This window comes from Ideonella paludis (assembly GCF_018069865.1).
Taxonomy (GTDB): domain Bacteria; phylum Pseudomonadota; class Gammaproteobacteria; order Burkholderiales; family Burkholderiaceae_C; genus Ideonella; species Ideonella paludis.
The window spans coordinates 96458-117566 of record NZ_JAGQDG010000002.1 but is presented as its reverse complement, the minus strand read 5'-3'; the positions used below and the strand labels follow the sequence as shown (position 1 = coordinate 117566).

General features: G+C 61.5%; 17 protein-coding genes. 3 read left to right on the top strand and 14 right to left on the bottom strand.

All coding sequences use genetic code 11. The features are described 5' to 3' along the window. Positions 1–39: 39 nt before the first annotated feature. The 11 genes from KAK11_RS05005 to guaB all read right to left on the bottom strand — a co-directional run bounded on the left by KAK11_RS05005 (position 40) and on the right by guaB (position 16861). On the bottom strand, positions 40–2541 hold the full coding sequence (locus tag KAK11_RS05005; protein ID WP_210806891.1) for a TonB-dependent receptor: 2502 nt from the start codon (positions 2539–2541) through the stop codon (positions 40–42). A gap of 319 nt (positions 2542–2860) precedes the next feature. Continuing rightward, the gene (locus KAK11_RS05000; RefSeq protein ID WP_210806889.1) at positions 2861–4699 is read right to left on the bottom strand and encodes an ABC transporter ATP-binding protein; all 1839 of its coding nucleotides are present in this window, start codon (positions 4697–4699) and stop codon (positions 2861–2863) included. 49 nt (positions 4700–4748) lie between these two features. Next, a complete protein-coding gene (locus KAK11_RS04995) occupies positions 4749–6197 on the bottom strand; it encodes an ABC transporter permease (RefSeq protein WP_210806887.1) in 1449 nt (482 codons plus the stop codon). A gap of 34 nt (positions 6198–6231) precedes the next feature. Continuing rightward, complete coding sequence (locus KAK11_RS04990) at positions 6232–7215, bottom strand: ABC transporter permease (protein WP_210806885.1); 984 nt, start codon at positions 7213–7215, stop codon at positions 6232–6234. Positions 7216–7233: 18 nt separating this feature from the next. After that, complete coding sequence (locus KAK11_RS04985) at positions 7234–9405, bottom strand: ABC transporter substrate-binding protein (protein ID WP_246498591.1); 2172 nt, start codon at positions 9403–9405, stop codon at positions 7234–7236. A gap of 341 nt (positions 9406–9746) precedes the next feature. Then, the gene (locus KAK11_RS04980; RefSeq protein ID WP_210806883.1) at positions 9747–10643 is read right to left on the bottom strand and encodes an LD-carboxypeptidase; all 897 of its coding nucleotides are present in this window, start codon (positions 10641–10643) and stop codon (positions 9747–9749) included. A 12-nt stretch (positions 10644–10655) separates the two neighbouring features. Beyond that, positions 10656–11291 carry a tRNA adenosine(34) deaminase TadA gene (gene tadA / locus KAK11_RS04975; protein ID WP_210806881.1) on the bottom strand — a complete coding sequence of 212 codons (636 nt, stop codon included), beginning with the start codon at positions 11289–11291 and terminating at the stop codon, positions 10656–10658. Further along, a complete protein-coding gene (locus KAK11_RS04970; protein ID WP_210806879.1) occupies positions 11288–12430 on the bottom strand; it encodes a J domain-containing protein in 1143 nt (380 codons plus the stop codon). The genes tadA and KAK11_RS04970 overlap by 4 nt, the downstream gene beginning before the upstream one ends. A gap of 7 nt (positions 12431–12437) precedes the next feature. Next, a complete protein-coding gene (guaA, locus tag KAK11_RS04965) occupies positions 12438–14039 on the bottom strand; it encodes a glutamine-hydrolyzing GMP synthase (RefSeq protein ID WP_210806877.1) in 1602 nt (533 codons plus the stop codon). A 6-nt stretch (positions 14040–14045) separates the two neighbouring features. Further along, complete coding sequence (locus tag KAK11_RS04960) at positions 14046–15317, bottom strand: MFS transporter (protein ID WP_246498456.1); 1272 nt, start codon at positions 15315–15317, stop codon at positions 14046–14048. A gap of 71 nt (positions 15318–15388) precedes the next feature. Beyond that, positions 15389–16861 (bottom strand): IMP dehydrogenase, encoded by a 1473-nt coding sequence (guaB, locus tag KAK11_RS04955; protein WP_210806875.1) that lies wholly within the window; start codon positions 16859–16861, stop codon positions 15389–15391. A gap of 149 nt (positions 16862–17010) precedes the next feature. Between guaB and KAK11_RS04950 the strand changes: the two genes are divergently transcribed. Further along, positions 17011–17517, top strand: coding sequence for a DUF4124 domain-containing protein (locus KAK11_RS04950; RefSeq protein ID WP_210806872.1), 507 nt, complete (start codon positions 17011–17013; stop codon positions 17515–17517). Positions 17518–17521: 4 nt separating this feature from the next. Here KAK11_RS04950 and KAK11_RS04945 read toward each other — a convergent pair whose 3' ends face one another. Beyond that, the gene (locus tag KAK11_RS04945; protein ID WP_210806870.1) at positions 17522–17830 is read right to left on the bottom strand and encodes an RnfH family protein; all 309 of its coding nucleotides are present in this window, start codon (positions 17828–17830) and stop codon (positions 17522–17524) included. Next, the gene (locus KAK11_RS04940; RefSeq protein ID WP_210806868.1) at positions 17817–18269 is read right to left on the bottom strand and encodes a type II toxin-antitoxin system RatA family toxin; all 453 of its coding nucleotides are present in this window, start codon (positions 18267–18269) and stop codon (positions 17817–17819) included. The genes KAK11_RS04945 and KAK11_RS04940 overlap by 14 nt, the downstream gene beginning before the upstream one ends. Positions 18270–18311: 42 nt before the next feature. Here KAK11_RS04940 and smpB point away from each other — a divergent pair, with 42 nt between their 5' ends. Further along, positions 18312–18779 carry an SsrA-binding protein SmpB gene (smpB, locus tag KAK11_RS04935; RefSeq protein ID WP_210806866.1) on the top strand — a complete coding sequence of 156 codons (468 nt, stop codon included), beginning with the start codon at positions 18312–18314 and terminating at the stop codon, positions 18777–18779. Between the two features lie 3 nt (positions 18780–18782). Then, positions 18783–19754: a prolyl aminopeptidase gene (gene pip, locus KAK11_RS04930; RefSeq protein ID WP_210806864.1), complete on the top strand. Its 972-nt coding sequence runs from the start codon at positions 18783–18785 to the stop codon at positions 19752–19754. A 149-nt stretch (positions 19755–19903) separates the two neighbouring features. On the opposite strand, the gene KAK11_RS04925 is transcribed toward pip, so the two are convergent. Continuing rightward, the gene (locus KAK11_RS04925) at positions 19904–21106 is read right to left on the bottom strand and encodes a PLP-dependent transferase (RefSeq protein WP_210806863.1); all 1203 of its coding nucleotides are present in this window, start codon (positions 21104–21106) and stop codon (positions 19904–19906) included. Between the last annotated feature and the right edge of the window lie 3 nt (positions 21107–21109).

Genomic DNA, 21109 nt, shown 5'->3' with positions numbered 1-21109 from the left:
TGTGGAGAGTCCCGCAATGGGACCCTGATTCAGTTCAGCTTAGAACTTGTAGCTGAAACGAACATAAGGCGTACGGCCGTAGGAGTCGTACAGATAGTAGTTGAACGGACGACCATCGTAAGGAATCAGAGCCGGGTACTTGTCGGCCAGATTGATCACGCCAACAGTCAGCTTGCCACCCTTCAGCGGGGTGTTCCAGTTGACTTGAACGTCATGGGTCGTGTAGGCGCCGACGTAATCACTGTCCGCATCACTGCCGTGCGATCCAATGAAATTGACAACCCAGTTCACATCAAAGGCGCCGTAGTTCCAGGTGTTCGCCAGAGTCGCGCGATCCTTGGGGAATCCGTTAAGGCCCGCCAATTGATCGCCGTCGTTCTTACGGTTCAGGACATGGCTATAGCTGAAGTCATGCTTCAGGCTGCCCCAGCCGGAAATCTTATAAGAGGCCAACAGCTTCACGTCGATGCCATCAACGTCATCCGTGCCTTCGTTGGCATAGCCGCTGTTGACACGAATGATAGAGCCGTCGATCGGTGAGCGTACCACGCCCAAACCAGGAGGAATTGCACGTGGGTCAGAGCCGTTGCTACGGTTGATCAAGTCTTGCGCACCGATCTGGCCGATGACGTTTTTGATCTTGATGTTCCAATAATCGGCGGTGACATTCAACCAATCGGTTGCGTCCCATGAACCACCGAAGCTGAATTGCTTCGAGGTTTCAGACTTCAAAGAAGAGTTCGCAATCGTGTAGGTGTCCACTTGCACCAACTGATTGGCCGCGCAAGGCACACCACCAGCGAACACCTGACAAGTCACTGGGTCACTCACCGACTCGGCCGAGAACGTTTCTTTGGCGTTCAGGATGTTCAACGAAGGCGCTCGGAAGCCAGTGCCTGCAGAGGCGCGCAGCTTCATCCCCTTCATCGGAGCGAAAGCCACCGACATCTTGGGAGCGAAGTCATTGCCGTAGTCGGAGTACTTCTCGAACCGACCCGCCAGGCTGACATCCAAGCCCTTGATCACAGGCATGATCAGCTCAGCAGTGGCTGAGCCTACTTTGCGTGAACCGAACGAAGAGTTACCCGCGGAGCCTTCAATCACACCAGCTTCAGACAGTGAGTCGTAGATGTCGGCGAACTCTTCTTTGCGCAGCTCAGCACCCAAAGCCAGCATGGCGGCACCGCCAGGCAGCTTGAACACTTCGGTCGATGCGTTAGCAAAGAACTCAGTTTGCTTAAAGATAGCGTCACGGCCGACGGTGGCGGTCATGCCCTTCAACACTTCTTCAGGAGCACCGAACGGGTCCTTGATGTTGTAGCTGCCGTCGTTGATGTACTGCTCAGCGATCGGGCGAACAATGTACCCGCGGCCAATTTCGTTGTACTTTGACTCAGTGCGGCGAGCGCCTGCATCAATGTCGAATCCGAACGCGCTTCCGCGAACCCCCATCAACACGTCATAAACGTTGTTGTCAGTGAAGGTGTCACGATTACCAGCCGCCGCGAAGCGGTGACGCAGCTGGACTTCACTGGTGCCTCCGGTCGGGTTGTTAGGGCTATCCTTGGCGATAGTCACAGTGGCCGGCACGGGGGCGTAACGGCCAAAGCTCTCCACGCGGGATACCCAAGTGTTCAGGTAGCCTTCCCAATCATCTGCAATCTTGTAGTGACCCTTGGCAAAAAATGCCGAGTTGCTGATCTGCGCTTCGTTGGCTGCAACCAAATTGAAGTCATAGGCGCAAAGTGTGCCGGACTTGTAGAAGCCGCCGCTGTTGCAAGCGAAGCCAGGAACAGCCAAGAAACCGCTGGTGGGGACACCGGCGTCGTTGATGGTGCGGTAGTTGTTACCGAAGCTAGACACGCCTTGCGTTACGCCCCAAGGCTGGTCACGCGTGAACATCATGCCGCGAGAAGAACGGCTGGCACCTGCTGTGATGCCGCCCTTTTCACCTTGCAAGCCGATGGTGGCCTGGAATTCTTTCTTATCGCCGCCCTTGACCACAGGGTCAGCAGCACCGGCCATCAATTCGATGCCAGTGAAGTCCTTGCGCGTAACGATGTTGACCACACCGGCCATTGCGTCAGAGCCGTACACGGCGGATGCGCCGTCGGTCAGCACTTCAATGCGCTCAACCATGGCCATGGGGATGGAGTTCATGTCCACCGCGCTGCCCACAAAAGGCGCCTTGGGCAGACGACGACCATCCAGCAGAATCAAAGTGCGATCGGCACCAAGGCCACGCAAGTTCAGCGCTGCGTACGCCTGGGCGGACGAACCCGACTGAGGACGGAAATTGCCTGCTGCGGCAAAGCTGATGTTGCGAACAAACTCAGCGACGGATGTCGCGCCACTGCCTTGCAGCTGTTCGCGCGTGATCACTGTCACCGGCAGAGCGCCTTCAGAGTCAGCACGCTTGATGCGCGAGCCGGTCACTTCCACGCGCTCGGTGTTCTGAGCGTGCGCGGGCATGCTGGTCAGTGCAACGGTGCCACTAAAGGCCACGAGCAAGCTGGTGCAAAGTTTGGTGCGTTGGAACATATGGAATCCGCTCCTGAGAAACAAAGAGGTTGATTGATAAACCCAGCTTTGCAGCAATCCTTGTGCCAACCTTGTGGAGCTGGGCGAGGCTCGTCTGCAAAAACTTGATGGAATTCTGCTCGATCCTGACCCCCGCTTTGCGTGAGGGAAACCCTGTTGTTACATAGGAGCAACAACGCATTCTTGGGGGGTGTTTTTGATCGCCAGCAACCGTTTCGCAAATCGTGTGCCGCAACACCACGGAAGCGCCTAAAACCGCCCTGGCGCGGAATCGTTTATAGCCGCGCCGGCACTACACCGAAGCCTAGCAGCCCCAAGATCAAGCGTAAGTCACCAATCGGGGGACAGAGGCGATGAGCTTTCGTGTGTAGTCCTCGCGAGGTGAGCCCAAGACTTGCTCGCTGGTACCCTGCTCCACGACTTTCCCGGCCCGCATCACAGCGACATCGTGCGCGATGTACTCCACCACACCAATATTGTGGGTAATGAATAAGTAGGAGACGCCCAGCTCTGATTGCAAATCACGCAGCAAATTCAGAATTTGCGCCTGCACCGAAACATCTAAGGCTGATGTTGGTTCGTCGCACACGATGAGTTTGGGATTCACGGCCAAGGCGCGGGCAATCGCAATTCGCTGCCGCTGCCCTCCCGAAAACTCATGGGGGTATCTATCGAGGGCGTCCAGGCGCAGCCCAACCTGATCAGCCAGTTGCTCAATGCGTTGTCGCCGACCGGACGCGTCCACATCGGGCAGCAGGGCTGCCATCCCCTCTTCCAACACTTCTGCGACGCGCATCCGAGGGTTCAGCGATGCAAAGGGATCTTGAAAGATGATTTGAATCTGGCGGCGTGCGGCCAACAGCTCTGCACCCGTCATGTCAAACAGGTTGCGCCCACCGAGCAGCGCTTGCCCACCGATGTTGGCTTGCCCACGCAGCAGTTGCACGATGGCTTTGCCGCTGGTTGTCTTGCCGCAGCCCGACTCGCCCACCAAGGCCAAGGTACGGCCAGCCGGCACATCAAATGAGACGCCATCAACCGCATTGAAGTGGCCGACCGTGCGATGCAACAGACCCTTCTTGATGGGGAAACGAACGCTCAGATTTTGGACCTGAAGCAAGGCTTGGCTAGATCGTTCAGGGGTGGCCTTGATGTTTTGAATGTTTGGGACTGAGTCCACGGCCTTGGCCGGCAGGGCCTGCGGAGCATGCAGCCAACACCGCACTGCACGGCCGGTGGTGCCTTGCACCCACAGTTCAGGCACATTGTTTTGACATTGGCTTTGTGCCTGCTCGCAACGCGGCGCAAATCGGCAGCCGGTAAAGGTCTGGGTCAGAGGAGGCACTGTGCCAGGAATGGCGGCCAGCATTTCAGAGCGGCGTGCCGCGTCGGGCAGCGCCTTGAGCAAGGCCTTGGCATAAGGGTGTTTGGGGGCGCTGAAGAACTCCTTGGCGGAAGCCACTTCAATGATTTGGCCCGCATACATCAGCGCCACGCGGTGTGCCATGCCCGACACGACCGCCAAATCGTGGGTGATCAAGAGCAAACCCAGGCCATGTTCGGCTTGCAACTGCTTCAGCAAATCCAAGACCTGCGCCTGGATGGTCACATCCAGCGCCGTAGTCGGCTCGTCCGCCACGATGTAGTCGGGCTCAGCCGCCAAGGTCATGGCAATCATGACGCGTTGCTTTTGCCCACCACTCATGCGGAAGGGGTAGTCATCGATACGCCGCTCAGGCTCAGGGATGCCCACCTTGCGCAGCCAATCGATGGCCTTGGCACGCGCGGCCTCTCCACGCAATTCCGTGTGGGTCTCGATGGCCTCGCGCATCTGGTCGCCAATGCGCATGACGGGATTCAGGCTGGTGGAGGGTTCCTGGAAGATCATGCCGATGCGCCCGCCACGGATAGAGCGCATCTCCGTCTCTGGCAAGGCCAGCACATCCTGGGTATCGACTCGAATCTCGCCGGCGACGATGTGGCCGTTCTCTGGCAGCAGGCGCATCAGCGCCAAGGCCGTCATGCTTTTGCCGCAGCCTGACTCGCCCACCAGCGCAAACGTTTCGCCGCGCTGCAGCGTCAGGTTCATTCCGTCGATGGCCTTGACGATGCCGCTCTCGGCATCCAACTCGACCTTCAGTTCAGTCACTTCAAGCATGGTGTGTCCTTGTTCACGGCATCTTGTGGATGCGCTGGTCCTCGGGCCGTTAAGCGGGCTTCTTTTTAAAGCCCACGACGCGGGCGCGGAAAGTTCTGGCGCGGGGGTCAAAGGCGTCGCGCACACCGTCGGCAAACAAGTTGGCGGCCAGCACCAGGGTCACCATGAACACAAAGGCTGCTGCGAATGGCCACCAGACCAAGGGGTCGCGACTCATCTCGTTGCGAGCCAAATTAATCATGCCGCCAAAGCTGCTGGTGGAGGAGTCCACCCCCACACCCACCAAGGCCAGCACGGCCTCATACAGGATCAGCGCAGAAAACTCCAAGACCGTGACGATCAACATCAGGTGGGCCACATTGGGGAAGATGTGCCGCACCATGATGTGAGTGTTGGTGACACCAAAGGCACTGGCGGCCTGTACGTAGTCCAGCTCACGCAGCTTCAGGGTCTCCGCGCGCAAGAGCCGGCACAGCCCAGCCCAGCCTGTCAGGCCCAGCACGGCACACAGCAAAAAGAGCTTCAAGTCCGCGCGCTCCACCCCAGTCTCGAACAACTCCGGATGCTTGTCCAAGAAGACTTGCACCATCAGCACGCACGCTGCAATCAGCAAGATATTGGGGATCGAGGACAGCACGGTGTAGATGTACTGAATGAGCTCATCGACCCAGCCTTTAAAGTAGCCCGCCATGATGCCCAGCACCACAGCCAAGGGCAGCGTAGCGAGGGTGGACAAAGCGCCAATCACGAACGCCGTGCGAATGCTCTTCAGGGTCTGCAGCAAGACATCATTGCCTGTGATGTCGGTCCCGAACACATGGTAGTGGCCCATCAGCCCGGCAATGGAGCCAGCGACGACACCCAGCACCAGCAAGGTGATGTAGGCGACATGCCATGGCACTTTGGTTTCTTGGCGTCGAATGGCGGCCCATGCGTGGCTTGCACTTTGCTGCATCGCTCGCCCAATCAGGAGAGTCAACGCAGCACACAGCGCTACCGCCACCAGAACACCGAACGCAGCTCCCGTGAGGCCCCGTGTCAGCACATCGCCCAGCCATTGAGACTCAGGATCGGTCAGGTGGGCGCCGCCATGCTGCAAGCGCGGTGCCACCCGTGTGACCACGCCGTTCACATCCACCGACTCTTTGGTGAAGCTCACGGTGGACAGCGGCCGGGAGTACGTGGCCTCGCGGGTTTCAATCAAGCGTGCAAGTGCCACGTCCAACAAGGAATGGACTCGCGTGTCGTAGTCCACCTGGCCCGCGGCAGCGCCGGCCGAGGGCGGGAGTACCTTGCGGAAGTGAATGCTGTCCGCCACTGTGATCAACAGGCAGACGCCCAGCAACACCGAGGAAGCCAGCGCCGGGCCATTGCGAAACACCTTGCCCCAGTTCGCAGCAAGGTTGGGTTGGCGCAGCACAGAGAGGGTGTAGATGATCAAGCCCAGGACGAGTGCCCAGATGGCCATGTCCGTCCACAAGAAAACAATTTTCGGCATCATGAAGCTCCGATGCTAAACATGCTGATGGCGGTCACGCCAAGCGGACGCGAGGGTCCACCCAGGTGTAGGCCATGTCAATCAGCACATAGGTGGCGATGTAGAGCAGCGAGCCCACGAACACCATGGTGCGCACAATGGCGAAGTCTTGTTTGCTGATGGCTTCAATGACATAGGCGCCCAGGCCTGGAATACCGAAGAAGCTCTCGAACACCAAGCTGCCCATGAACACGTAAGGCAGATAGCCGCCGGCGCTGGTGATGATGGGAATCAGCGCATTGCGCAAGACGTGGCGGAACATCACGATGCGCTCGGACAAGCCTTTGGCGCGTGCGGTGCGCACATAGTCTTTGTTGATTTCCTCCAAGAACATGGCGCGATACAAGCGCGCTTCAGCGCCCAGCCGCGCAATCGCCGACAGGATCACCGGCAGCACCAAAAAGCGCACCAAGTCCAAGCTCTGCACATAGCCCGAGATGGGCACCAACTTGAGCACTCGCGAGAACAGGAACTGACCCACGATGATGTAGAACAAGCTGGAGATGGACAGCATCAGCACGCAGAGAATCACCCCCCATAAATCCAGCTTGGTGTTGCGGAACATCACCAGCAACAGGGCAAAGGCCGTGCTGGCAATGACTTGCAACAAGAAAATGGGGATGGCTAACTGCATGCTGACCCACATGCGGGTGGAAACTTCATGGCCGATGTCGCCCGAGCTCTCGCTGTCGGGGCGGCCAAAGTCCAGCTTGAACAAAGAGACCGAGCGTTCCCAGAAGATGGTCTCGGTCAGTTGCTCACTGCCCTGCTTGGACTCGTTCCAATACAAGGGCTTGTCATAGCCCCGCTCGGTCTTCCATTTCTCAATCAGCTCTTGCGTGACCCGCTTGCCGCCAATGTTCAGGCGCGCCATGTCATCAGGCGTGTTGACGGTGAAGAAGAGAAAGAAGGTGGCCAGGTTGACACCCAGCAGAATCAGCACGCCGTAAAGTGCACGACGGATGGTGTAGGAGATCATGGTGTGTGCTCTTTCAACTCAGGCCAGGATTTCGCCACGCGCATTCATGCGCTCTCTGCGCCGCAGACTGTTGCGGGCCACCCAATAAGCCCCGCCGATCACCAGCACCAACAAGGCCATGGGCCAGAGCACCGGGTTGTTCCATTCGCGCAGGCTCTTGACCCGTTGCTCAACGTCAAGCTTGAGATAGCGACTGGGGTCGCGCACCAAAATGGCCGACTTCGAATTCTTGACCCAGCTTTGCACGGCCGCTGAGGCATACGGGAAGTAGCCGAAGCTCCACGCCGCGTCCTCTTGGACGATGCGGGTCATCTTGTCGATCACCGCTTGCTTCTCGGGGCCATCATTCAAAGACTTCAGTTGACTGAAGAGCTTGTCGAACTCCGGGTTCTGGTAGTTGCCCGTGTTCTCGCCGTCGGAGATGCTCTTGGAGTTGGGGCCATAGAGCAGGAACATGAAGTTCTCGGCATCCGGGTAGTCGGCATTCCAGCCCAACCAGAAGATCTGATGCTTGCCCTTGCGCACCTTGTCTTGGAACTGGTTGTTGTCCGTGGCCCGCACTTCCATCTGGATGCCCAGCTTGGCGAACTGCTTGACCACCCAATCGATCTGCGGCTTGCGCTCAGGGGTGGGCGGGTAATAGACATCGTAGTTAAGGACCAGCGGCTTGCCGCTCTTGGCATCACGCCCTTCGGGATAGCCCGCTTCCACCATCAGCTTCTTCGCTTCCTCGATGGGGCGGCGCTTGTAGGCGCCATCGACCCAGGTGTGGGTGATCGGGTTGACGCCTTCGGCCGTGCCTTCACGCGAGCCTGGAATGCCTTGCGGCAAGGGGCTCATAGCCGGGACGCCCGCATACTTCGGGAAGATCTTGGAGTACTCCTCCCAATCGATGGCGATGGAGATGGCTTGACGAAGTTTCCGGTTGCGCTGCTTGGCTTCAGGCGTGTCACCGTGGCCGATCACAGGGTCCAGGAAGTTGAAGCCAATGAAATAGCTGTTGACGTCCGGCGCCTTCGGGAAGTTGAAGCCTTTCTTCATATAGGCTTCCCTGACATCCTCAGAGTCATCGGCCTCAGCCAAATAGGGAATGCCGGTATCCGTGCGCTCAAAGACTTCCATGTCATAGAAGCCGTCGCGGAACTTGTTGCGCTGCGGCGTGGCCTCACGCTCCACGACCGCGACGATGCCGTCAATAAACGGCGTCTTCTTGCCGCAGTCGTCCAGCAAGCCGCGCTCCTTGTCACCCGGCATGCCTTCGCAGGGGTAAGGCTCGCCGCGGTAATGAGGGTTGCGCTTCATCACGATGCGGCGGTCCTTGATGTACTCCGTCATCATGAAGGGGCCGGTGCCTACGGGCCAGGTGTCCAGGCTCAGGCCTGTTGAGGCCATCCCAGGCTGCGCATAAAACGCATCAGCCTCCCATGGCACGGGCGCCAAGAAGGTCATCTGCATCCAGTACTTCCACTGCGGATACTTGCCCTTGATGCGGATGCGCAGCAGGTGCTTCTCAGGGGCCGATGCGCCCGCCAGAGGCCAGCGGCGGAAGTCCAAGAAAGGCCGATCTTGACTGGCTGGGTCCAGCCCTTCGCGCAGTTTGGCGTCTTCCTTTTTGATCAGCTCGCCATACTCTTTCAGGCCCACCACGTACTCTGAGAAGATGCCCGCGATAGGCGTGGTGATGCGAGTCGTGGTGTGGCGCTTGAGCGCGTACACAAAGTCTTCCGCCACCAGCTCGCGCGTCCCCGTTTTTGCAAAGTCCCAAGGGCTGCGTTTGTCTCCCAACTCACCCGGCTTCATGGCGTGGTAGAGATACTGGCCTTGGGCATCTTGCGCAAAGGCAGGATGCGGTGCGTACAAGATGCCCTTCTTGATGGGCACGTCGTAAACGCTCTCGGCCACTTGCTCGGCCGGTGCATCGGCCGCCAGCGGCTGGCCGTTCTTGTCTAGATAAGTCGGCTCCACCACCTTCTCGGCGGACTTTGGCACCAACTCGAAAGGGCGCTTGAGGTAGTGGTAGCCATAAGGGGGCTCATAGACCTGATAGGTCACCAAGGTCTCGTTGTTCCAGTAGGACGCCGTGGGGTCCAAATGGCGCGGGGTGTTCTCGATGATCGCTGTGTGGATCATGTTGGATTCCGCCGCGCCCTTGGGCCAGGGGCTGTTATCGCACCCTGCCAAGGTGGCCATCACCGACAGCCCGAGCAGCCCCAAGACCTTGGAGCGGCTCAGACTCCACGCGGCGCTGCCCCACGTCCCCAATACGCCTGCGCTCAGCGCAAACCCCATGTGACCACCCATGCGGAAGTCCCCCAATATGTGTGCTGGCCCAAAGGTGCGGATCACGCGGCCAGCCTGTGCGTAAAAACAAAACCGCCTGCACCCGACACCCCGCTTGTAGCAGGCGCCGGATGAGGCGTGTTGAGCAGATTTTATGCGGGGAGCCGCCGCCTCAGCCTTAGGGTTTTCGCAAGGCTAGCCGAGACTCCAGGCACGAGTTCTTCGGTGAAGTTACCGAATGGGCGAAGAATTCACCATCCCACGAATGCATCGCGGCCTTCGACCACCAACTGCACTTTGCGCCCAAAAGGCATGGTGACTTTGGTGGGCACATGGCCAAAGGGAAGGCCCGTGAGCACGGGCGTGGCGCAGACGCTGCGCAGGTGGGCCAGCATGGCCTTGATGGTGTAGCCGCGGTCCAGCGGGCTGGGCTTGTAATCCGAAATTCGCCCAATCAGCACCGCCTTCTGGGCATGCAGCACACCCGCTTGGTGCAGTTGCAGCAACATGCGCTCGACCCGGTAGGGGTGCTCGTTCACATCCTCCAGAAACAAGAGCCCGCCCTTGACCTTGGGCCAATGCGGTGTGCCCAGCAGTGAGCACAGCACCGTCAAATTGCCCCCCCACAGCACCCCTTGCACAGACAGGCCATCAAAGCCCGCCTCGGTCTTGAAGCCGACGGCTTCCAACTCCCCGCTCATGGCTTCCATGAAGCAGTCCGGTGTGACTTCGTCCAGCGTCTCGCGCCCAAAGTCGTCCACCGCATGTGGGCCGCACCAACTGGGCGTCTTGGTGTGGGCCAGCATGCCCATCTGCAAGGCCGTCAGGTCGCTGTAGCCCACCCAACGTGTACCCTGCTCCACGCTCCTGGCCAACAGCGGCCAGTCGATCGCATCCAACAAACGGGTCAGGCCATAGCCGCCGCGGCTGGCCAAGGCCACGCTGGGGGCGGCAGCCGCCACGCGGTGGATGGCAGCCAGGCGTTGCTCGTCGCTGCCGCCAAAACGCTGATGTTTGGCCGACGCAGTCTCATCGACCTGAACCTCAAAGCCACAGGCTTTCAGTCGCTTCGCGGCCAGCTTCAGGCCCGCACTCGTGGGCAGCACGCCGGAGGGGGTGTAGATGGTAAGCGTTTGGGGGGTGCTCATGGGGCAGACCTTTCAAGGCGATCGCGTGTCGTCGTCCGGCAGCAGCTCTTGGGCGTCGCCGGTCGGGATGGTGTCACTGTCGGTGTCGTGCTGCGGTTTGTGAGGGGCCCCAGCGTCCGGTACGGCTTGCCGCTGGGCCTGTTGCTGCGCCTTTTGCTGGGCGCGGCGTTCCGCGAAAAAGTCTCGCAGCACTTGGCCGCAGGCCTCGGCCATCACGCCACCTTGGAGCTGGGTGTGGTGATTCAACTGCGCGATGTCGAACACATTGATCACCGACCCCGCCGCACCAGTTTTGGGATCGAACGCGCCAAAAACGACGCGCTTGAAGCGCGCATGCAGCAAGGCCATGGCGCACATGGCACAGGGCTCCAGCGTGACGAAAAGCTCGCAATCGGGCAGGCGATAGTTTTCGACCAACTGCGCCGCATGTCGCAAGGCCACCAACTCCGCGTGGGCGGTGGGGTCGTGCGTGGTGATGGGCCGGTTGTAGCCGGTGGCCAAGACTTGGCCCTGGCGCATGATGACAGCGCCGACCGGCACCTCGCCCACCAACCAAGCGTTATGGGCTTGGTCCAGCGCCAGGCGCATGCCTTGCTCGAGGCTGGGGTCGGCTGCGAGGGCGTGGGTCTGCGGGAGAATCAAGCTCATGCTGCCCCCTGACGCCAACGCTTCAGGGTCTGCTTGCGGCTCACAGGGTCCAGCAGCGCTTGGGCATCGGCCTGGGCTTGCTCCAGCCAAGCTTGGAGGGCTGCTTGCTCTTGTGCCAAGTGCGGCCAAGCCATCTCGGGCTGCCACTGGCGCAAGGGCTTGCGAGCGGGCATATAGGCCTCAAAGGGTGCCATCAGGGTTTTGAGCTCCGCCTGCAGCGAGGTCACCTGCTCCTTCAAAACGGCGTTATAGGACGCCAGCCGCTCGTCGGCCAAGGCCCCCACACCGCCTTCGGTCGCCGCCCACTCGAGCTGCAATTGCAGCAGCGTCAACAGGTCTTTGGCGTCGTTGGCCTGGTTGACCTTTTGCATCAGCGCATGGCGACGAGCGCGGTCCGCCTCGTCGCTGGCGCGGTCCGGATGCAAGGCGCTGGCCAGCTTGCGGTAGATCTCGCGCAAAGACTGGCTGACGGCCTGCGCCGCCTCAGGCGCAGCGCTGGCGCCGCCCTCCCCTTTGGGCTGCTGCCGGGCTTGGCGTTTAGCTTGCCGTTTGGCCTCTCGGGCCGCCCACAAGGCCTCTTCTTGGGCAAACTGAGCCTGAGCTTGGCTGCGCAAATGGTCCATGGTCGCGGTCAGCGCTTCTTCAGGCGAGCTGTGCTCGTGGGCGTTCACCTGCACACCAAACACCTCTTCAAGGTGAGCGAGGTCATGCAGGGCTTCGAGGCGCCGCTCCTCGGCCCAAGGCCGGTGGGCCCAGCGGTCGTGCACCGCAATCAAGGCCTCGTCATCCGGGTCCTCGTTCAAGAGGGCGAACAGACGCTGCTCCAAAGCATCCGTCAGACGGCGTTGCTCTGCAGGCTTCAACGCCGCGCCCGCAGCGTTTTGCAGCAGTTGGTCGATGGTTAGTACCAGGCGGCGCTCTGCTTCTTGCGCCTGTTGTGCCAAGGGCATCAACACGCCCAAGCGTTCCCGCTGCAAACGCAGATCGGCCGCCTGCCATTGCTCGACCCGCGCCCTCAAGCCCTGAACCTGGGCCAACAGGCGGTTGAAGCGCGCCTGCTCGTCGCTGAGCGATGCGGCATCGCCTTGCACGCCTTCCAGCGGCAAGAGGGCGGAGGCGTCGCTGCTCAAGGCGGTCAACGCAGCCTCACTCCCACTCGATGGTGGCTGGCGGCTTGCTGGAGACATCGTAGGTCACGCGGTTGATGCCGCGCACTTCGTTGATGATGCGCCCCGACACCTTCTTGAGCAGGCTGTAGGGCAGCTCGGCCCAGTCGGCGGTCATGAAGTCGCTGGTTTGCACGGCTCGCAGCGCCACCACATAGTCATAGGTTCGGCCGTCGCCCATCACACCCACACTCTTGACGGGCAAGAACACGGTGAAGGCCTGGCTGGTCAGGTCATACCAGCTCTTGCCTGACGCATCTCTGGCCGCGCGAAGCTCTTCGATGAAGATGGCGTCAGCGCGTTGCAGCAGCTTCACATACTCGGGCTTGATCTCACCCAAGATGCGCACGCCCAGGCCTGGGCCCGGGAAAGGATGGCGGTAGACCATGTCCGCCGGCAGGCCCAAGGCCACGCCCAACTCTCGCACTTCGTCTTTGAACAGCTCGCGCAGCGGCTCCAGCAGCTTCAAGCCCAACTGCTCAGGCAGGCCACCGACGTTGTGATGGCTCTTGATCGTGGTGGCTTTTTTGGTCTTGGTGCCACCGCTCTCCACCACGTCCGGGTAGATGGTGCCCTGCGCCAAGAAGGTGGCCCCCTTGTGGCCACCCGTGCCGGCTTTCAGCTTGTCGGCTTCGGCCTTGAAGACATCGACAAACAGGCCGCCGATGATCTTGCGTTTCTTCTCTGGGTCGGTCACACCGGCCAGGGCGCCGAGGAAGAGCTCGCTGGCGTCCACACGGATGACCTTGGCATGAAGTCTTCCTGAGAACATGTCCATCACCATATCGCCTTCGTTCAGGCGCAGCAGGCCGTGGTCGACAAACACACAGGTGAGCTGGTCGCCAATGGCGCGGTGGATCAAGGCCGCAGCGACCGAGGAGTCGACCCCGCCGGACAAGCCGAGAATGACTTCCTCGTCGCCGACTTGCTCGCGGATCTTGGCCACGGCTTCTTCGATGTAGTTGCCCATGATCCAGTCGCCCGAGCAGCCCGCGATCTCCCGAACAAAGCGCGTCAGCATGGCCTGGCCTTGCACGGTGTGGGTCACCTCAGGGTGGAACTGCACCGCGTAGTAGCCCTTGTCTTCGTGGGCCATGCCGGCAATGGGGCAGCTCGGTGTGCTGGCCATCAGCTTGAAGCCGGGCGGCAGCGAGGCCACCTTGTCGCCATGGCTCATCCAGACCTTGAGCATGCCATAGCCCTCGGGCGTGGCGAAGTCCTGAATGTCCTTCAGCAGACGGGTATGGCCATGGGCCCGCACTTCGGCATAGCCAAACTCGCGGTGGTCGCTCCATTCCACGCTGCCACCCAACTGCACCGCCATGGTTTGCATGCCATAGCAAATGCCCAGCACCGGCACGCCCAGGTCCCACACGGCCTGCGGTGCGCGCAGTTGGTGGTCTTCATAGGTACTGGCATGGCTGCCTGAGAGGATGATGCCCTTGGGCGCAAAGCTGCGGATGAAGTCATCCGACACATCGTTCGGATGGATTTCGCAATACACATGGGCCTCGCGCACCCGGCGCGCAATCAGCTGAGTGACCTGTGAGCCGAAATCGAGGATCAGGATCTTGTCATGCATGGCGTGTTAGCGCAGTGTGGCGCTGGCTGAAGTGTCTGAAAAACGGAGCTGGCGGCGCAGATGCAGCCACACCAGCAGCGCAGCCGTGGCCTGCAAGGCCGCGCAGAGGTAATACGGAGCGCCGATGCGCCAGTCGCCCTTGGGCAAGTGACCGACCCACACCAGCAGGGAGGGGCCCACCAGCGGCGCAATGGCCGCCATCAAGCTGTTGACGGCGGCCACCGCACCCATGGTCTGGCCCTGGCTGCTGGCGTCGGCCGCGTTGGAGATCAGGCTTTGCATCGACGATTGCGCGGCAAAGCCCAGCACATTGAAGCCGATCACGGCATACATCATCCAGCCTTCAGGCGCCAAGCCCCAGGCTAGAAAGCAGCAGGCCGAGGACACCAAGCCCCAGACGGCCAAACGTGGCACGCCAAAGTACGCCGTCAAGCGGCCCATCAGCCCTCCTTGGACGATCACCGACATCAAGCCCACGGCAAACAAAGACAGGCCGTTCTCCAGCGGCCCCCAGCCGAACTTCATCTGGGTGTACAGCACCCAAGTCGTGTGCAAGGTGAACTGCGCAAGGCCCGACAGGGCCAGGATGGCCACCAGTGGCCCCAGGCCCTGCAGTGCATTGAGGGCCTTGAAGGCGGAGAGTGGCGAGGCTTTGGACCAGTTGAAGGCGCTACGCTTGTCGGCGGGCAAGGACTCCGGCAGCACAAAGTAGCCGTAGAGCCCATTCACCACAGCCAACGCGCCTGCCACGAAAAACGGCAGGTGAATGTCGATGGCGCCCAACAAGCCACCCAAGACCGGCCCCAACATAAAGCCCAGGCCGAACATGGCCCCGAGCAGACCAAAGTTTTTGGCACGGTCTTCAGGGCTGGAGATGTCTGCCGCATAGGCATTGGCCACAGCCGCATTGGCTTGCATGGCACCGCTCAGCACGCGCACTGCAATGAGCATCCACAGCGCAGTGGCCAGAGCCGTGGTGAAGAAGCTGATGGCCAAGCCCGTCATGCCGATCAAGAGCACGGGCCTGCGTCCAAAGCGGTCGGACAGTGCCCCCAGCAGCGGCGAGCACACAAAGTTGGCCGCCCCAAAGGCCAGGGTGACCAAACGGTAGGCCTCGGCCTGCTCGGTTTGGTTGCTGGTGAAAGAGCCCACCAAAGCCGGCAAGACCGGAATGATGAGCCCAATGGCCACCATGTCCAGCAGCACGGTGAGCATGATGAAGCGCATGGCCGCGGGCCGCGAGGCTGGCGGGCGCACATCAGTGGGGGCGGTATCCATGAGGGCTCAGGTGTTGCAGGAAAAACTGCGCCCGGTCAGGGACCGGGCGCATCAGGTGATGGAGGTCGTCCTCACTCCATCCGGTAGTTCGGCGCTTCCTTGGTGATCTGCACATCGTGGACATGGCTTTCGCGAATGCCCGCGGCGGTGATCTCCACGAACTCTGCCTTGTTGCGCATGTCGTCAATGGTGGCGCAACCGCAATAGCCCATCGAAGCCCGCAAGCCACCGGCCATCTGATAGACGATGGAGATCATCGAGCCCTTGTAGGGCACGCGACCTTCAATGCCTTCCGGCACCAGCTTGTCGTTGTTGGGGTTGCTGGACTCGTCGTTCTCCTGGAAGTAACGGTCTGCCGAGCCGTCCTTCATGGCGCCGATGGAGCCCATACCGCGATAGCCCTTGTAGCTGCGGCCTTGGTAGAGGAAGACCTCGCCCGGGGACTCTTCAGTGCCGGCAAACATGCCGCCCATCATCACCGTGCTGGCACCTGCGGCAATGGCTTTGGCAATGTCGCCGGAGTAGCGGATGCCACCGTCAGCAATCAGGGGCACGCCGGTGCCAGCCAAAGCGGTGGCCACGTTGTCGATGGCGGTGATTTGGGGCACGCCCACACCGGCCACGATACGGGTGGTGCAGATGGAGCCGGGGCCAATGCCGACCTTGACGCCGTCCGCACCCGCCTCCACCAGGGCCAAGGCCGCTGCGCCGGTGGCGATATTGCCGCCGATCACGTCCACCTGCGGGAAGTTCTTCTTGACCCAGCGCACGCGCTCGATCACACCGGCTGAGTGACCGTGCGCCGTGTCCACGACCAAGGCGTCCACGCCCGCCCGCACCAGCAGCTCGACCCGCTCTTCCGTGCCCTCACCCACACCCACCGCTGCGCCCACACGCAGCTTGCCTTGGGCATCGCGCGCGGCATTGGGGAAGCTGGTTTGCTTGGTGATGTCCTTGACGGTGAACAAGCCGCGCAACTCATCGTTGCTGTTGAGCACCAGCACGCGCTCGAGCTTGTGCTTGTGCATCAGGGACTTGGCTTCTTCCAGCGAAGCGCCTTCTTTGACCGTGACCAAGCGCTCGCGCGGCGTCATGATCTCTTTGACGGGCGCATCCAGGCGGGTTTCAAAGCGCAGATCGCGCCCGGTGATGATGCCCACCACGCGGCCGTTCTCGACGACTGGGAAGCCCGAAATGCCATGGGCTCGGCTCAGCTCCATCACGTCCCGAACACGGGCGCCCGGGGCGATCGTGATGGGGTCCTTCAACAGGCCGGACTCATAGCGCTTGACCCGCGCCACCTCGGCCGCCTGTTGCTTGGGCGTGAGGTTTTTGTGCACGATGCCGATGCCGCCTTCTTGGGCGATGGCAATCGCCAAGCGAGCCTCCGTCACCGTGTCCATGGCCGCAGAGACCAAAGGCAGGTTCAGGGTGATGTTGCGGGACAAACGGGTTGCCAGCGAGGTGTCTCGGGGCAGAACCTGGGAATACGCTGGCACCAACAACACGTCGTCGAAGGTCAGCGCTTTGCCGAGTAGGCGCATGGGGAAAACTCCAGTCGCAAAAGTCGATTATACGGAGGTCTGCGAGAGTCCCCACTGGGCGGCCTGTGCGTGAATTCCGTCGTCGCGGCTTCTGCTTGGGCCGTCTACACTCCGTCTCCATCTCCGTTTGCGTCAAAACGCGCTCTGCCATGAACCTCTACCGCGCTGCTGGCTTGGGCTTGATCGCCCTGACTCTGACCGTGGCCGTCCAGGCACAAAACATTTGGAAGTGGCGAGATGCCGATGGCCGAGTGCAGGTCAGCGACAGGCCTCCCGCAGCGTCCGTGCCTGACAGCGCCATCATTCAGCGCCCTGCCGGCGCCAATGCGCAGCGTCCACTGCCCAGCGTGGCTGCGACGCCCGCCGCGGCGGCCTCCGGGGCTCAGCGCGGCGAGACTGAGCTGGATGCCAAGAAGCGCAAGTTGGCGGCTGAGAAGATCGCCGCAGACCAAGTCGCCCAGCAGGCCGCAAAGGAGAAGCAAGCCGCGCAAAAGGCCGACACCTGCCGCCGCGCCCGCAATGATCTGGCCGCCGTCGACGGCGGCATGCGCATTGCCCGCGCCAATGAAAAGGGCGAGCGTGAGTTCTTGGACGATAACGGCCGCGCCGCAGAAGCCCAGCGCCTGCGCCAACTGGTGGCCGACAACTGCCAGTGAGGCCTCAGCCAGCTTTTTGCTTGCGATAGCGCTGACGCCGCGCCTCTTTGGGGTCCACCTTGAGGGGGCGGTAAACCTCTACCCGGTCATCCTGGCGCAGCACGGTATCCAGGGGCTTGAGTTTCATCCACACCCCAACGGCCAAGTGCTCATCCAGCGCCAAGCCATGTTTGGCCAGCACGCCACTGGCCTCCACCGCTTGCGCCACCGTGCTGCCGGCGGGCAGCTGAAGGGCCACCTCCTCGACCTCGCGCGGCTGGGGGCTGAAGCACACCAGCACGTCGATCAAAGGCCCTTGCTCAGCGTGCGCCATAGACCTGCTCCGCACGCGTGACGAAAGAGTCGACAAAAGTGTTGGCGACCTTGTCGAACACAGGGCTCAAGACCACCTCCAGGGGGCGGCTGGAAAAGGCATAGCGCAAGTCAAACTCGATGCGGCAGGCTTCGGCCTCCCCGCCGGGCCGGCCCAAGGGCACAAACTGCCAAGCGCCCTCCAAGAGCGAGAACGGGCCATCCACCAAATTGACTTTGACCAAGCTGTCTTTGAGGTGGGTGTTGCGGGTGGTGAAGGCATGGCGCACCCCGGCATAGGCCAGATGAATGCGGGCCGTCATGCCGGACTCATCTTCACTCAGCACTTCGCCGCGCTCGCACCAGGGCAGGAACTGCGGATAGGTGGGCACATCCGTCACCAAGCGGTACATCTCGGCGGGCGAGTACCAAAGCAGAACAGACTTTTTGACTTGCTTCATACAATGGCCGGATTCTAGGTTGCCCTTTGGCCAACATTGCCCATGTCTGCACTCATCGCTGAAAACCGCCGCGCCCGATTCGAATACCACATCGAAGAACAATTCGAGGCCGGCGTGGTGCTGCAGGGCTGGGAGGTCAAGGCCATCCGGGCCGGCCAAGTGCAACTGACCGATGGTTATGTGCACATCCGCAATGGCGAGCTCTACATGATCGGCTGCCGCATCAACGCGCTGCGCTCGGCCTCCACGCATGTCCACCCCGAGGCCGACCGCACCAAAAAGCTGCTGATGAGCAAGGACCAAATCCGACGCCTCACCGGCAAAATCGAGCAGCGCGGCTTCACACTGGTGCCGCTCAACTTGCACTTTAAGGGTGGCTTGATCAAGGCGGACATTGCGCTGGCCAAGGGCAAGGACAAAGCTGACAAGCGCGAAACCATCAAAGAGCGCGAGTGGGAGCGAGAGAAAGGCCGCTTGATGCGCCACGCCATCTCATCGAACAAGGAGTGAGGCATGACGGTCGATGACGTGCTGTACCCGCCGCTGGAGCCCTATCGCAGCGGCCGCTTGGCGGTCGATGCTGTCCACACTTTGTATTGGGAGGCCTGCGGCAACCCGGCAGGCATTCCGGTCATCTTTTTGCATGGCGGGCCGGGTGCGGGCATCTCGCCCAAAAGCCGCCGCTTTTTCAACCCCGCCCACTATCACATCATCCTTTTCGACCAGCGGGGTTCGGGCCAGTCCACGCCCCTGGGTGAGACCGAGGCCAACACCACGCCCTTGCTCATCGAGGACATCGAGCGCCTGCGCGCCTTGATGGGGATTGAGCAGTGGCTGGTGTTTGGCGGCTCCTGGGGCTCGACCCTGTCGCTGGCCTATGCCCAGGCCCACCCAGAGCGCTGCTTGGGGCTGGTGCTGCGCGGCATCTGGCTGGTCAGCGACGAAGAAATCGACTGGTGGTTGTATGGCCTGCGCCAGTTCTTCCCGCGGGAGTGGGAAGCTTTTGCGGGCCATGTGAACCCTGAAGAACGGCAGGACTTGCTGGGGGCTTACCGGCGCCGCATGGCCAGCCCGGATCGGGCCGTGGCGGTGGCCGCCGCACAGGCCTGGAGCCGCTATGAGGGCTCCTGCCTGGAGTTGATCCCCCAAGCCAGCACCGTGGATGCCTTTGGTAGCGAAGCCGTGGCCTTGGGTGTCGGGCGCTTGGAAGCCCATTACTTTGCGCATAAGGCCTTCTTGAGGCCGCAGCAGTTGCTGGAGGATGTGCCGCGCATCGCCCACCTGCCCGGCTTCATCGTGCATGGTCGCTACGACGTGATCTGCCCTGTTCGCTATGCCCATGCCCTGCACGACGCCTGGCCCGGCTCGGTGCTGCAGGTCGTTCCCGACGCCGGGCATTCGTCTTACGAGGTAGGCATTGCCAAGCGGCTGGTCGCCGCTTGTGACGCCTACGCCGCCAGCGGCAATTTCAGCGCCATGCGTTAAGGCGACGCTGAAGAGTCGCTCGCAGCGCGTGCTCCCTCGACTTCGGGCGGTCTGCTGCGTTGAAAATGCTCGCGATACCCTCAGGAATCGCTGCGCTTTTCGCCTTGCACCCCATCCCGAATCGAGGGGCACGCATCTGCGCAGACTCCTCAGAGTCGCCTAAGACCTTTTTCCAGGTCGGCGATCAAATCGTCCACCGACTCCAGCCCAATGCACAGTCGCACCAGCACGCCCTCATAAGGCGTGCTGAGCTTGCGCATCCCCTTGGCTTGATACGGCACGGCCAGGCTCACCGGCCCGCCCCAACTCCAGCCGATGCGAAAGCATTGCAGCCCGTCCACAAAGGCATCCACCCGCTCGGGTGCGAGGCTGGGGTCCATCTCCAGGGTGACCAGGCCCGCAGCGGCCTTACACAGCCGCGCCCAATGCGCGTGGCCGGGCGAGCTGGGCAAGGCCGGGTGCAGTACTCGCCTGACCCCGCCCTGCCCTTGCGCCCAGGCCGCGATGCGGCGTGCGGCGGCGTCTTGGGTGGCATAACGTAAGCTCAAGCTGGGCATGGCCCGCAGCACCATCTCCACATCGTTGGCCCCCACGCCCAAGCCTAAGCGGCTGTGCGTCCAAGCCAAGCGCTCATACAAGGCGGTGTCGCGGCAGGCGATGGAGCCCATCAGCACATCGCCCCCGCCGGAGGGGTACTTGGTCAGCGCGTGCACCGTGAGGTCCACGCCGACCAACTTGCCATCTTCGCCACGCATCTCAAAGGGGTTGAAGGCCAGCCCCGCGCCCCAGGTGTTGTCCAGCGCAATCACGGCCTGCGGCGCCTTGGCGCGAATGCGGGCGATCAGGCCGGTGAGGTCCGGAAACTCCAGCGTCACCGAGCCCGGCGCTTCCAGCCACACCAGCTTGACCTCTGGGGTCAGCGCGGCGGCTAGCGAGTCCACATCCATCGCGTCATACACCGCATGCCCAATGCCCCAACGCGCCAATTCATGGCGCGTGAAATCGCGGTTGGGGAAGTAGACGTTGTCCGGGAACAGCACCGTGTCGCCCTGGCTCAGCAAGGCCATGTCCACCACGGTGATGACCGACAAGCCGCTGGGCGCCAGCAGCACATGCATGGCGTGTTCCAAGGTGGCCAGCCGCGCTTCCAGCGTGAAGGTGGTCGGCGTGCCATGCAGCCCATAGGTGTAGGCCGACTTGTCCACCCACTGCCGGGCGCGCAGGTCCGCCACGGTCGGGAAGTACACCGTCGAGCCCTTGTAGACCGGCACGACCGGCGACTCAAAGCCCTCAGGGGCGGTGTAGGGGTGATGAATTTGCGTGGTGGCCGGATGGGAGGGGTCGTGGCTCATGGC